The following is a 12,934-nucleotide window of genomic DNA, read 5'->3' on the forward strand; positions in this document are numbered from 1 at the left end:
ACTCGTTCTAGTACATCTGCGCCGCGCCGTTCGCGGCGGAGCAGTTAGGGAGACCAGCACGCCATGCGTACCGAAATCTGCGAACGGCTCGGGATCGAATTCCCTATCTTCGCCTTCACTCACTGCCGCGACGTGGCGGCCGCGGTCAGCAACGCGGGCGGACTCGGCGTGCTCGGCGCCGTCGGCTTCACCGCCGAGCAGCTCGAGGTCGAGTTGGCTTGGCTGGATGAGCACGTACAGGGCGTATACGGCGTCGATCTGGTGATTCCCTCCAAGTACGAGGGCAAGGGCATCGATGGACTGAGCCCGGAGGAACTCGAAGCCAAGCTGGCAGAACTGGTCCCGCAGGGTCACCGCGACTTCGCCGAGAAGATCCTCGCCGACCACGGCGTGCCCAAGCTGCCCGAAGGCGAGCACCACAACCAACTGCTCGGCTGGACCGCCACCACAGCGGGCCCGCAGGTGGAGGTGATTCTGCGGCACCCGAAGGCGAAGCTGGTCGCCAACGCCCTCGGCACCCCGCCCGAGGACGTGATCAAGCAGGTGCAGGATTCCGGCCGGTTGATCGGCGCGCTGTGCGGTTCGGTCAAGCACGCGCTCAACCACAAGCGTGCCGGCCTCGACTTCGTGGTCTGCCAGGGCACCGAGGGCGGCGGCCACTGCGGCGAGGTCTCCTCGATGGTGCTGTGGCCGCAGGTCATCGATGCCGTCGGCGATCTGCCCGTGCTGGCCGCGGGCGGCATCGGCAACGGCCGCCAGGTGGCCGCCGCGATGGCGATGGGCGCGGCGGGCGCGTGGACCGGCTCGGTGTGGCTCACCGTCGAGGAAGCCAACGTGCCGCCCGCCCAGATGCAGACCTACATCGACGCGACCAGCCACGACACCGTGCGTTCGCGCGCATGGACCGGCAAGCCCGCCCGCATGCTGCGCAACGACTGGACCGAGGCGTGGGAGCGGGCCGATACCCCTGACCCGCTGCCGATGCCGCTGCAGATGATGGTCGCGTTGGAAGGCGTGAAGCGCGGGCACCGTTATCCGGAGGCCGCCAAGGACGTCAACTTCAATCCGGTCGGCCAGATCGTCGGCATGATGAATCGGGTGGAGCGTTCCGCGGATGTGGTCAACCGCCTGATCCAGGAGTACGTCGAGGCGTGCGAGCGCCTCAACAAGCTCAACGGCGGGGCCTGAGTCCGGGCGTCGATTCCGGGACGGCAATGCCGTGCGGTATGGCCGCGCGGCATCTGTCCGGTCGAAAGTCCGGGACGATCGCACCGGCGTAGCGGCGGCCACCCCTACGCCGGTGCGATCCCCGGTTCACGGCTTCGGGCCGAACTCGACCCCGCTGCCCAGAAGCACTCGGTCGCGCCGCTGAGACCCTGTGCCGGAGACGATTTCGTCGCGGCCGTCGCGGTGCACAGCTGCCCGAACACCCACGCGAGCCGGCGGCCGATTCATCCCATTCGACCCATTAGCGTCTGGGACAGATTCCCTCAGGGAACGCGGTGGCCCAGCCGACTTCGGCACAACGAGCGGATGGTCGGCACAAATCGTCCCAGACGCACTGTGCAGCGTACGAAACGACTAGGCGGTGGCGGCCTGGTTCACGCCGGCGCTTTCCTCGACGCCTACCACCAATTCCCCGAAGCGCGCGATCACCTTCTCGTGGTACATGCCGAACAGATCCTCGAACAGCGCCAGCTGAGCCTCGCTCGGCCCCGAGCCGGAATCCCACACCGCGGCCAGCGCCCGCCAGACCAGAACGTGCAGATCCGGCGCGCCCGCGAAATACGCTTCGACCGCCTCCGGCACCTCGAGCACCGTCTCGCCGATCGAGTTCAAGATCGCCCGCTGCATGGGGAGCCCGAGCGTGGTCAGCAGTCTGCGCACCAGCGCGACCTCGAGCGCCAGCATCTGCCGCAGATCCGGAACCTGCTGACGCGCCAGCGATTCGAGCTCGTCGATGGTGGATTTCAATTCGGCCGAATCGATCCGCTGTTCGCCACCGGTGTAGGCGAGCAGCGTCTCGAGCACGAGATTGCGCTCGACGTCCACGATGTCGCGGAACATCTCCATCGCGATGTCCGGCATGGGAATCGAGAAGCGGAACAGCTGGCGGTACACGTCCACCCCGCCCGCCTCTCGGACGTCACGGATCGTGAATCCCTTGCCGCGCCGGGCTTCGACGAAACCGTACGACTCCAGCCTGCCCAGCGTCAGCTGCGCGGTCGCGCGGTTCATATCGAATTCCTCGGCGACCTGACGCACCGACGGCATGAGATCCCCCGGCTGATATTCCCCCGCGGCAACCCGGCGCGCCAGCTCGTCGGCAACGTCGGCGACCACCGTCTGGGATCCCATCGAAGTCACCTTTCGACTACTTTCGAACACGTCCCAGACAGTCTAAGCCCTACTGTCGGGTACTGCACCTGTGTCACACTTGTGCCCGCGACTGTGAGGTGAGTCATGACCATCCGGCCCATCGGAGAGCGCCCCGAGCCGGGGGCCGCGGGCAAACGATCCCGGCTGTTCGCGTCGCGTTCCCACGATAAACCGCCTGTTCACCGCGCTGTTCGCGGCGCGAAACTGGCCGCGCTGCCGATGGCCTTCGCGGGACGGCAGGCCGCGGGCATCGGCAAGCGGGCGCTCGGCAGATCGGCCGAAGAAGTCAATCGGGACATTCAGCTCCGCACCGCGCAGCACATCTTCGAGGTGCTCGGCGAGCTGAAAGGCTGCGCCGCGAAGCTGGGGCAACTGCTGGCCATCTACGAGTTGGCGCTGCCGCGGGAGGTGGCCGAGCCGTACCGGATCGCGCTCAGCAGGTTGCAGGACGCCGCGCCCGCGATGCTGCCGCACACCGTCCGCGCTGCCATAGCCGAAAGCATGGGGACGGAATGGGATTCGCACTTCCGCGAATTCGATGATCGACGCGCCGCCGCGGCCTCGCTAGGGCAGGTGCACCGCGCGATCTGGCACGACGGCAGACCGGTCGCGGTCAAGGTGATGTATCCCGGCGGCAGGCAGGCGGTGGCCCGCGATTTGGACCACCTGCGCCGGATCTCCTATCTCGCCACCGTTTTCCTTCCGGGCGCGGACGTGAAGGCGGTGACCGAAGCGATCTGCGCGTCGGTCGCCGGGGAACTCGACTATGCGGCGGAAGCCGAGCATCAGCGCGCCTTCGCCGCGGCCTACGCGGATGATCCCGACTTCTATGTGCCGAATGTGGTTGCGCAGCATGGTGACGTGCTGATCAGCGAATGGATCGATGGCACACCCGTACCGCGCGTCCTCGCCGCGGGCACGCAGGCCGAGCGTGACCGGGTGGGCATGCTCATGGTCCGCTTCGTGACCTCCGGCTGGGCTCGCCACGGCCTGCTGTACGCCGATCCGCATCCGGGCAACTTCCGCGTGCTGCCGGACGGCCGGCTCGGCGTCATGGACTTCGGCGCGTGCAGCCCGTGGCCTCCTGCGGGTTTCGGCGAACTGACGCTCGACTGCTGTAAAGCGATATTCCGAGGCGGGCCAGGAGATCTGGCGGACGCCACGCGCCGACACGGCTTCGTGGCGAACGGACTCGCTCTCGACAGCGACGCGCTCTACGCCGCCATCACTCCTTGCGGTGAACCCTTCCGGCACGAGACCTACCGGCTGACCACCCGCTGGTTGCGGCGACAAGTGGTGCGCACCACCAATCCTCGATTGACCAATGTGGTCCGGCAGCTGACCATGCCCGCCTACTTCACGCCGTTCGCCCGCTCGTTCCTCACGCTCGTGGGCGTGCTCGGTCAGCTGGAGACCGAAGGTCCTTATCGCGACGAGATCGTCCGTTGGGTACCGGAATTGAGCGAAGCGTTCGTCTCGGACGAGGGGCCGAAGGCCGGTTCGCCGACGCTGGATCTGGAGCCCGCGCGGAGACGGCGGGCAGAGGCGGCCAAGCGGGGAATGTCGATCGGGTAATTCCGGTCACTATGGGGCGCACTGGATTTCGGTGCAACGCCGGGTCGGTGACGCCGAATTCGAAATAGTAGCCCGTTCTGTCTGAGACAGATTAGGACTATTCGCTCCGTAATCGACGTGTCACCGCGACAGCCACGCGCGCCACTGCGGAGCGATGAGCGCGGCGATCTCCTCGTAACCCGCGGCCCCTGGGTGCGCCCCGTCACCCGCGCGCACGTCGGCGGCCCACACCGCGCTGTCGCGCAGTAGCTGGTGCACGCGCACGTACGGCACCTCCGCCGCGGCGCAGACCCGCGCGAATCGCTCGTCCAGCGCGGCGGTGCGGGCATTGTGCTCGTCGTCGGCGATCGGCGGCGGAGCGACCATCAGCACCTGCCACCCTCGCTCGCCCGCCTGCGCGAGCAACTCGCCGAGGTTGGCCGCCGACTCCTCGGGCGCGACCCGCGAACCGCCGTTCTCGTGCATGGCGTCGTTCACGCCGAAGGAGAGCACGACCCGCGCGTCTACGCCGTCCGGCAGGCGGGGCGCGCATTCGGCGCGGAAGCGCCGCACGATCTCGGCCGAGGTCTGTCTGCGCACCCCGAGGTTGTAGGCCGTCAGCGGAATCCCTTCCGCATGTGCCGCGGACGCGAGCCTGCCCACCCACCCCCGAAAATCCGGGTCGCCGACACCGGCGACGAACGAATCCCCGACGAAACACACACGCAGATCCCGGCTCACCCGCGTGATCCTCGCAGGGCCGAGACCGGTCCGCGTGTTCCGGGTACGGGCAATATGATCACGGAGGTTCGACCGGGAGGGAGTAATGGTGACAACCGAGCCGGAGCTCGCGACACCGCCGGTTCCGCAGTGGTTCGCAGAGTTGTTCGCCCACCGGCGCTGGATCCGCCGCAGCAGGCCCTTTCCGCACGTGTACGCCCGCGATGTCTTCGTTCCCGAGTTCTATCAGCGGTTGACCGAGCAACTGGAGCGGGTTCGCGGCGAGCGCCCCGACCTGGTCGCCCCGGTCGCCGACGGCTACAGCGCCGACGGAATTCGGCTGGGGGACCTACGCGACGGCCCGCTCGCGGTGTTCACCTCACGCGAGTGGCACGACCTGGTCGCCCGGCTCGGGGGTGTCGAACCGACCGGCGACGTCGAAGGATCGGTGCACCACCACGGGCCGGGCAGCCCGTTCGGCTGGCCGCACAACGATCTCAACCCGGCCTGGTTCCCCGGCCCGCCGCCCGGTCCCGGCGAAGTACGCCTGCCCGACGCCACCGTGCACACCAAGACCGGGGCACGCCCGCCCGGTGTCGTCGCGCGCGAGACCGTGCGCGGCGTCGCGGTGCTGTTCTATCTGGGCAATCCAGGATGGCAGCCGGGCGACGGCGGCGAGACCGCGCTGTACGACCACGTCGCCCAGGGAGCCGCGCTGCCGTCGGTGTCCCTCGTCCCGCCGCTGGACAATTCGCTGCTGCTGTTCGAGGTCACCCCGCGCACCTGGCACACGTTCGCGGGCAACAACGTCAACGACCGCAACAGCGTGGTGATGTGGGTGCACCGCACCAAGGCGGACGCCGAACGGCGCTGGGGAGGAGACAAGATTGTCCACTGGTGAACGCCGCGTCTGCCTGCTCACCGGTGCGAGCGGCACACTGGGCGACGCGTTCTGCCAGGCCTACTACCGCGACTACGACATCGTCGCCGTGTGCCGCACGCGCACACCCGCGGTGCCGTCGCAGCTGGAGTGGTACATCGATCCGCTGGCGCCGGACGCGACCGTGCCCGAGAACGATTCCCGTGTGTTCGTGGTGCGGTCGGATCTGACCGAGCCGGGTGAAGTGGAACGGGTGGTCGATCTGGCGCTGGCCCGGTTCGGCGGAGTCGACCTGCTGGTGAACAACGCGGCGCACGTCCGGCTGCATCCGGGCGGCATCGTCGACGGCGACGCGGCGCTGGACGACTTCGAGCCGCACTTCGCGCTGAACGTAGCCGTACCCCTGCGTCTTTCGGCGCGGCTGGCACAACGATGCTGGTTGCACGCGGGCCCCGAGAATCGCGCGCGCAACCGCAACATCGTCAATGTCTCGAGCATCTCCGGCTCGGAGGTCTACCCGGCACAGACGCTGTACTCCGCGTCGAAAGCCGCGCTCAACCAGCTGACCCGCAATATCGCCGCCGAGTTCGCCGAGTTCGGCGTGCGCGCGAACGCGATCGCCCCGACCACTTTTCCGGCCCTGGTCCCCACCGAGCAGGTCGCGCGGGCGATCGTCGAGCTGGATGCGAGCGCGGTGTCCGGTGGGGTGTACGGGGTCGGTGTCGAGCCGGAGCGGGCAGCGGGCTCCTCGCTCCGGCTCGCAGAACCGTGACCGCCTGACTATCTATTCGGTCGACGTGAGCCCGGTGGCCCGCTCGGACAACGTCCAGAGCCGTCCCGCGAGATCGGCGTCGACCGCCTGCTTGTTGCGCGGCGGCTCCAGTCGGAAACGATGGAAGTACTGGCCGTTGATCGCCGCACCGTCGGCGGTCGTGGCCAAATGCACCAGCGGCTCGGCGCCCTTGTCCGGCTGGATGAAGAACGGGCGCGCCAGCGGAGACCGGACGAACCAGCCGAAGCCGAGCGGCGCGTTGTCGTAGACATGGGTCGCGACCACACCGGGGTGGAAGGCCGCGGTGGTGATGCCGGTGCCCTCGGTGCGGCGGGCCAGTTCCCTGGTGAACAAGATGTTCGCCAGTTTGGACGCGCCGTACGCGCCGAGCTGGTTGAACGAGCCGGTCGGCGCGTTGGCCGTGTCCAAGTCCAGCTTCGCCATCCGGTAGGTCGTGCTCGCGGTGTTCACCACCCGGGCCCGCGAACGGGTCAAACGCTCCAGCAGCAGGTTGGTCAGCAGGAACGGGGACAGGTGATTGACCTGGAAGGTGAGTTCGTTGCCGTCGTCGGTGACCGTCCGCTTGGGCCACGCGCCGCCCGCGTTGTTGGCCAGCACGTCGATCGTCGGGTACCGGTCGAGCAGTTGGTCGGCCAGCTTGCGCACGTCGTCGAGCCGGGCGAAATCGGCGACGAACGGCTGCGCGCCCGCCTTCGCCGCCACCTCGGCGGTGCGCTCCGGTGATCGGCCGACGACGGCGACGGTGGCGCCGCGAGCCGCGAGCCGCTGCGCCGCTGCGGCGCCGATGCCCGAGCTCGCGCCGGTCACCACCACCGTCTTTCCGGTGAGGTCCTGGTCCTGTGTCTGTTCCTGCGCTGCCATCGCTGCCTCTCGCACATCGGGTTTACCTGACCCGATCGTCATCGGCTCGCGCGGGTTCGGCAAGCACCGACGCGCTGGAGTAGTGGGCGGCGATCTCGTCGCTGGTGGTCAGCCACACTCCCGGGTGGCCCGACACGTATGCGAGTGCTTCGTCCAGGTATTTGATCCGGAAAGCCTGCCCGATCACGAAGGGGTGCAGGGCCAGCGCCATGACCCGCCCGCTGTCGGCCGACTCGGCGTAGAGCTGGTCGAACTGATCGCGGACCATGCGCACGAAATCCGGTCCGCTGGTGGCTTTGCCGAGGAACAGTGTGTTGTCGTTGAGTTCCACCGAGTAAGGGACACTGAGCACGCCGGGTACCGACAGGGGATAGGGCTGGTCGTCGTTGGTCCAGTCGAGGACGTAGCCGAGGCCGAGTTCGGCCAGCAGCGACGGGGTGCGGAAGGACTCGGTGAGCGCGGGCCCCATCCAGCCGCGCGGCCTCCGTCCGGTCGCGCGCTCGATGGTCGCGACCACATCGGCGAGGTAGGCGCCCTCCTCCTCCGCCGGAACGTCCGGCTGGAAGATCGAGTTGTTCTTCCCGTGCGCGAGCCACGCCCAGTCCCGCCGTACACCCGCCGCGATGATCTGCGGATACCGCTCGGCGACATCGGAATTGAGCAACGCGCTGGCCCGGATACCGTGCCGGTCGAGCACCTCGATCACCCGCCAGATGCCCACCCGCGGTCCGTAATCACGCCAGCCGTAGTTCAGCGGATCCGGCGCGAGCCCGGCGGTACCGGGAAAGATGCTCGTGGACGGCCGGTCCACCCGATAGTGCTCGACATTGAGCCCGACATAGAACGCGACCCTGGCGCCGCCGGGCCACCGCAACGGCGGACGATCGATGATCGGGCTGTACTCGAAGAGTTCGTTGTCCATGCCCTCATGCTGAAACTTGACACTGATGTGAAGATCAACCTCGAGCGTGAGTGATGTCCGGCACACTGCACAACCGAGCGGAGACAGCGGCGGGTTCCGCGAGCCGGATCGTCCACACCAGCCGGTATCGTGCAGCGAACGTAACAACAGACTTCGTACGCACATGGGTAACTCACCGGGTACGCCCAGAAAAGGGGAGCGGCACTCGACGCAGGACCTGAACGCGGGTCTCGCGGCTCCAACCAGTACGGCCTGAATACCCGGAGAGGCGGGCGAGCATGCGAGTGGACGGGCGGGAGATCCCGGTCACGGGGAGCCTGCTACAGCCGCTGATCCGGCGCACGAGCGACATCATCCGGGTCGTCCTCGCAACACTGTGGGTGGCGGTCGTGATCGCGGCCTCACTGATCACCCGCCCGGAATGGCTGGCCCTGGAACGCTCGGTCTCCACCATCGTCGGTTTCCTCAACCCGGACCAGTCGAACCTGGTGTACCTGGTCTACGGCATGGCGATTCTCGCGCTGCCGTTCGCGATCCTGATCGAGCTGATCATCGGCAGGCAGTGGAAGCTGCTCGCCGGCTACGCCGCTGCCGGGGCGGTAGCGGGATTGCTGTTGTCCATCACCGGCACCGGCCTCTCCGCGCCGAAATGGCATCTGCAGGTGCCGGACCGGTTGGACACCTTCCTGTCCCAGTTCCTCGACGATCCGCGCTGGATCGCGATGATCGCCGCCATGCTCACCGTCGCCAGTCCGTGGCTGCCCACCCGCCCGCGGCGCTGGTTGTGGTTCCTGCTGCTGGCGTTCGCGCCGATCCACCTCGTGGTCAGCACCGTGGTGCCCGCCCGGGCGATGTTCGGGCTCGCGGTCGGCTGGCTGGTCGGCGCGGTGATCGTGCTCGTGGTGGGCACGCCCGCGCTGGAGGTCCCGCTCGACGCGGCCGTGCGGGTGCTCGCCAAACGCGGCCACACGGTCACCGGGTTCACCGTGGTGCATCCGGCGGGCCGCGGTCCGTTGGTGCTCGCCGCCGCCATCGAAGGGCCGGAACGCGAGCTGCTCGTCGAGATGTTCGGCAAGAACCAGCGCAGTTTCGGCGCGCTGCGCCAGCTGTGGCGCTGGCTGACCTTCCGCTCCAGCGAAACCGCGGCCATCCACGGTTCCATGCACCGTGCGGTCGAGCATCGCGCGCTCATGGCGATCGCCGTCGCCGACCTGGGGCTCGGCAGCGGCACCCCCGTCGCAGTCGCCGCGCTGTCGCGTGGCTGGATGTTGTACGCGCACACGCAGCCGTGCGGCACGGCGATCACCGAACAGTCCGCCGAAGTGCTGCCCGGAGTGTGGCGAGCGCTGGACGCTCTGCAACAGAAGCAGATCTCACACGGCGACCTGCGGCCGGTCGACATCCGCGTGGCCGACGGCGTCACGCTGTTCGGCGGCTTCGGCAACGCCGAATACGGAGCGTCGGACGCGCAACTGCAATCCGACATCGCCCAGTTGCTGGTGACGACCACCGCGACGTTCGGCAAGGAGCCCGCCGTGCGCGCGGCGATCGAAACCCTGGGCGAGGCGCGGGTACTCGCCGCGGCGGGCCGGTTGACCAAGTCGGCCATACCGACCGGCATCCGCAAAGCGGTCCCGGAATGGAAGACCGCGCTGTCCGACGCCCGCGACGAGGTGCGCAAACAGACCGGTCAGGACCGGATCGAAGCCGAGCAGATCACCCGGTTCTCCCGCAACCAGATCATCCAGTTGGTCCTGCTGATCGGGCTGGTGTACGTCGCCTACCCGTTCATCAGCGCCGTGCCGACCTTCTTCACCCAGCTGCGCACGGCGAACTGGTGGTGGGCGCTGCTCGGGCTGCTCGTCTCCGCCCTGACCTACGTCGGCGCGGCGGCGGCGCTGTGGGCCTGTGCGTTCGGCGCGGTGAACATCCGGAATCTGCTCATCATGCAGGTCGCCAATACTTTCGCCGCGACCACCACCCCCGCAGGCGTCGGCGGACTCGCGTTGAGCGTGCGATTTCTGCAGAAGTCAGGTATCGGCACGGTGCGCGCCACCGCCGCGGTCGCGCTGCAACAGGCGGTGCAGGTGATCACGCATGTCGGCCTGCTGCTCGCGTTCAGCATCCTGGCGGGCACCTCGACGGACCTGTCGCATTTCGTCCCGCACGCCACGGTGCTGTATCTGCTCGCCGGCGTGGGCGTCGGGATCGTCGGCGCGTTCATGTTCGTGCCGAAACTGCGCCGCTGGCTGAACGACGCGGTGCGGCCGCAGTTGCAGGAGGTCATCGGCGAACTCGCCGACCTGGCCCGCGATCCCAAACGTTCCGCGGTGATCATCGGCGGATGCGCGGCGCTCACCGTCGGTATGGCGGGCGCGCTGTGGGCCAGCGTGCAGGCGTTCGGCGGCGGCACCACCTTCATCACCGTCACGATCGTCACCATGATCGGCGGCACGCTGGCCGCGGCCGCGCCGACCCCGGGCGGTGTCGGCGCGGTCGAGGCGGCGCTGATCGGTGGTCTGGCCGCCTTCGGCCTGCCCGCGAACATCGCGGTGCCCTCGGTGCTGCTCTACCGGGTGCTCACCTGCTGGCTTCCGGTGTTCTGCGGCTGGGGCGCGATGCGCTGGCTGGCGAAGAAGGACCTGATCTAAGCGGCGGTCTCGCCTGGTTTGTTCGCCAGCAGCACGGCGGTCGCGGGGCGAACGACGACGAATTCGACACTTTCGAAACCGTTCGCGCGCAAGTCGTCTCGATACCGGCGGATATCGATGCCCGCCAGTGGATCACCGTGGTCGTGATCGGCATCGTGGGTGCGGTGCGCCGCGAATCTCGCCATGACGCGCACCACGGTGGAGAGCAACGGATCGGTCGGCAGCGTGTCGGCGAGCAGCAGCCGACCGCCCGGGCGCAATACCCGGAACATCTGCGCGATGGCGTCGGCACGGTGCGACGCGGGGATGTGATGCATCGCGAAGGTCGAGGTCACGAGATCGGCGGACGCGTCGGGCAGCGGAAGATCCTGTGCCGTCCCGACTTCGAACCGGCAATTGGCCAGGCCGTGTGAGCGCGCGGTCGCGTAGTCGATCATCTGCGGCGACGGATCGACGCCGGTGACCCGGCCGACGCGGCGAGCGAGCACGCGAGCGAGGTCGCCCGGACCGCAACCGACATCGACGACCTCGGCGCCGACGGCGGGACGAGCCAACTCGGTGAGCCGGGCGTTGAGGCGGTTCGCCCGGCCGAGTAGAAGCGCGGCTTTGAGGGCACGGTAGCGGCGCGGTTGGGTGAGCAGCACTCCGACGTCGGGGCGGCTATCGGTGGCAGACTGGTGTTCGTTTCCGGACATGAGTTCAGGATCTGCCGATATGGCGGTGCCGAACAGGATCAATGCCACGGAAACCGTCCGTAACCGGACGCGTACGAGACATTTGTCCGGGAGGCACCGTGCCGGAAGAACAGGACAGCGCCGATCGCCGGGTCCGGCGCACCAGGGCCTCGCTGCACCGGGCGCTGATCGAACTCATGGTCGAAGGCGCCTACGACCGGATCACCGTCCGCGACATCCTCGAGCGCGCGGACGTCGGGCGGTCGACGTTCTACACCCACTACCGGGACAAAGACGATCTGCTGCTGCGCAGCAGCACCGACTACCTGCGCGCGTCCATGACCGCGGCGGAGACCGACGCGGACGCTCCCGAACCGCTCGCGCCGGTGCGCACGCTGTTCGAGCTGGCCGCCGGTCACCCGGAGATCTACCGGGCGCTGCTCGGCCGCAAGAGCGGCACCGTGCTACTGCGCACCACGCGGGTGATGGTCGCGCAGATCCTCGCCGAGCGGCTGCGCGACCGGCTGACGATGCCGGAAGACGAGTTCGCGACCACCGTGACGTTCCTGTCCTGGGGTGTGGTCGGCCTGCTCGGCGCGATCGCGGAAGGACACCCACCGCTCTCGGCCGAGGAGGCGTACCAGCAGGTGGTCCGCCTCATCGGTCCAGGGTTGGCCGGACGGAGTGGGTGACCGGCCTTCCCCGCCGACCAGCTTGTCGGTGTGCGCCATCGGCCGCTCCTCGAGAGCCGAGCTATCCGATCTTCGTGCGGGGGTTCCGATGTGGTCGATTTCCGTGTGGGCCGAGAAGCCATTTCCTCCGCGAGGAGAGCGATGCTCAGCCGCTGATCAGTTCCAGCGCGTCCGCGGCGCGCACGCTGCCCGCCGTGACGAGTTCGAGGTTGGCCAGCGCGGCTTCGTGCGCTTCCGGGGTGGCGGCGGCCACGCAGTCGGCTACCGGGTGCACGGTGAAGCCGAGATCGGTGCCGTGCCGTGTGGTCTGCTCGACGGTCAGGTTGGTGGCGACGCCAGTGACGAAGAGCGTCTCGATCCCTTGATCGGCCAACCATTCCGGCAGTTTGCTGCCCGCCAGGCCGGAAAGTTTCTGGTTGTCGAAGACTTCCGTCGGCTGCGCCGCCATCTCCGAAATGATCGCGGCGCCCGGTGATTCCGGCCGGAACTCGGTCTGCGCCGCGCCGACCGAGCGCATGAATCCGGTGTTGCGCACCAGTTCGCCTTCGCCGATCGGAATGGTGAACCGGGTGAAGACCACCGGCAGCCGCGCCGCGAGCGCCGCGGCGTGGAAGTCCGTCGCCCGCGCCACGACGCCAGAAGCCGCCACCGGCGCGGCCAGCATGGGACCGAAGAACCCCTCCGGCCGAATGACATTCACCTGCCAGTGCAGCGCCAGCACGGCGGCGCGAATGCGTCGGATCGCCATGTGACGACCTTACGCATCCGCGCCCGCGTGCATCGTCCGATTCACGTGAAACCGAACGCA

General features: G+C 68.3%; 12 protein-coding genes. 6 read left to right on the plus strand and 6 right to left on the minus strand.

The genetic code is table 11. From position 1 onward, the window contains the following. The first annotated feature begins 63 nt into the window (after nucleotides 1-63). Complete coding sequence (locus ACFV2O_RS02040) at nucleotides 64-1,188, plus strand: nitronate monooxygenase family protein (protein WP_364424840.1); 1,125 nt, start codon at nucleotides 64-66, stop codon at nucleotides 1,186-1,188. Between the two features lie 393 nt (nucleotides 1,189-1,581). On the opposite strand, the gene ACFV2O_RS02045 is transcribed toward ACFV2O_RS02040, so the two are convergent. Further along, the gene (locus tag ACFV2O_RS02045) at nucleotides 1,582-2,358 is read right to left on the minus strand and encodes a GntR family transcriptional regulator (RefSeq protein ID WP_379249511.1); all 777 of its coding nucleotides are present in this window, start codon (nucleotides 2,356-2,358) and stop codon (nucleotides 1,582-1,584) included. Between the two features lie 105 nt (nucleotides 2,359-2,463). Here ACFV2O_RS02045 and ACFV2O_RS02050 point away from each other — a divergent pair, with 105 nt between their 5' ends. After that, a complete protein-coding gene (locus ACFV2O_RS02050; RefSeq protein ID WP_379249513.1) occupies nucleotides 2,464-3,954 on the plus strand; it encodes an ABC1 kinase family protein in 1,491 nt (496 codons plus the stop codon). 120 nt (nucleotides 3,955-4,074) lie between these two features. On the opposite strand, the gene ACFV2O_RS02055 is transcribed toward ACFV2O_RS02050, so the two are convergent. Then, entirely contained in the window at nucleotides 4,075-4,674 is a 600-nt protein-coding gene (locus ACFV2O_RS02055) for a GDSL-type esterase/lipase family protein (RefSeq protein ID WP_379249515.1), read from the minus strand. Between the two features lie 85 nt (nucleotides 4,675-4,759). Here ACFV2O_RS02055 and ACFV2O_RS02060 point away from each other — a divergent pair, with 85 nt between their 5' ends. Both ACFV2O_RS02060 and ACFV2O_RS02065 read left to right on the plus strand, forming a co-directional pair. Next, a complete protein-coding gene (locus tag ACFV2O_RS02060) occupies nucleotides 4,760-5,554 on the plus strand; it encodes a 2OG-Fe(II) oxygenase family protein (protein WP_379249517.1) in 795 nt (264 codons plus the stop codon). Next, nucleotides 5,541-6,305 carry an SDR family NAD(P)-dependent oxidoreductase gene (locus tag ACFV2O_RS02065; protein ID WP_379249519.1) on the plus strand — a complete coding sequence of 255 codons (765 nt, stop codon included), beginning with the start codon at nucleotides 5,541-5,543 and terminating at the stop codon, nucleotides 6,303-6,305. Before ACFV2O_RS02060 ends, ACFV2O_RS02065 begins: the two co-directional genes overlap by 14 nt. Nucleotides 6,306-6,317: 12 nt before the next feature. Here ACFV2O_RS02065 and ACFV2O_RS02070 read toward each other — a convergent pair whose 3' ends face one another. Together ACFV2O_RS02070 and ACFV2O_RS02075 are read right to left on the minus strand one after the other, a co-directional pair. Continuing rightward, nucleotides 6,318-7,187 (minus strand): SDR family NAD(P)-dependent oxidoreductase, encoded by an 870-nt coding sequence (locus tag ACFV2O_RS02070; RefSeq protein WP_355071113.1) that lies wholly within the window; start codon nucleotides 7,185-7,187, stop codon nucleotides 6,318-6,320. A 22-nt stretch (nucleotides 7,188-7,209) separates the two neighbouring features. Continuing rightward, complete coding sequence (locus tag ACFV2O_RS02075; RefSeq protein ID WP_379249521.1) at nucleotides 7,210-8,109, minus strand: polysaccharide deacetylase family protein; 900 nt, start codon at nucleotides 8,107-8,109, stop codon at nucleotides 7,210-7,212. Nucleotides 8,110-8,387: 278 nt separating this feature from the next. Between ACFV2O_RS02075 and ACFV2O_RS02080 the strand changes: the two genes are divergently transcribed. Continuing rightward, the gene (locus ACFV2O_RS02080) at nucleotides 8,388-10,760 is read left to right on the plus strand and encodes a YbhN family protein (RefSeq protein WP_379249523.1); all 2,373 of its coding nucleotides are present in this window, start codon (nucleotides 8,388-8,390) and stop codon (nucleotides 10,758-10,760) included. On the opposite strand, the gene ACFV2O_RS02085 is transcribed toward ACFV2O_RS02080, so the two are convergent. Then, the gene (locus tag ACFV2O_RS02085) at nucleotides 10,757-11,455 is read right to left on the minus strand and encodes a class I SAM-dependent methyltransferase (RefSeq protein ID WP_379249525.1); all 699 of its coding nucleotides are present in this window, start codon (nucleotides 11,453-11,455) and stop codon (nucleotides 10,757-10,759) included. The genes ACFV2O_RS02080 and ACFV2O_RS02085 overlap by 4 nt on opposite strands. Before the next feature lie 98 nt (nucleotides 11,456-11,553). Between ACFV2O_RS02085 and ACFV2O_RS02090 the strand changes: the two genes are divergently transcribed. Then, complete coding sequence (locus tag ACFV2O_RS02090) at nucleotides 11,554-12,126, plus strand: TetR/AcrR family transcriptional regulator (protein WP_379249527.1); 573 nt, start codon at nucleotides 11,554-11,556, stop codon at nucleotides 12,124-12,126. 145 nt (nucleotides 12,127-12,271) lie between these two features. Here ACFV2O_RS02090 and ACFV2O_RS02095 read toward each other — a convergent pair whose 3' ends face one another. Beyond that, nucleotides 12,272-12,874, minus strand: coding sequence for a cysteine hydrolase (locus ACFV2O_RS02095; protein ID WP_379249529.1), 603 nt, complete (start codon nucleotides 12,872-12,874; stop codon nucleotides 12,272-12,274). Between the last annotated feature and the right edge of the window lie 60 nt (nucleotides 12,875-12,934).

The organism is Nocardia sp. NPDC059691, from assembly GCF_042733915.1.
In the GTDB taxonomy this organism is placed as follows: Bacteria; Actinomycetota; Actinomycetes; order Mycobacteriales; family Mycobacteriaceae; genus Nocardia; species Nocardia sichangensis.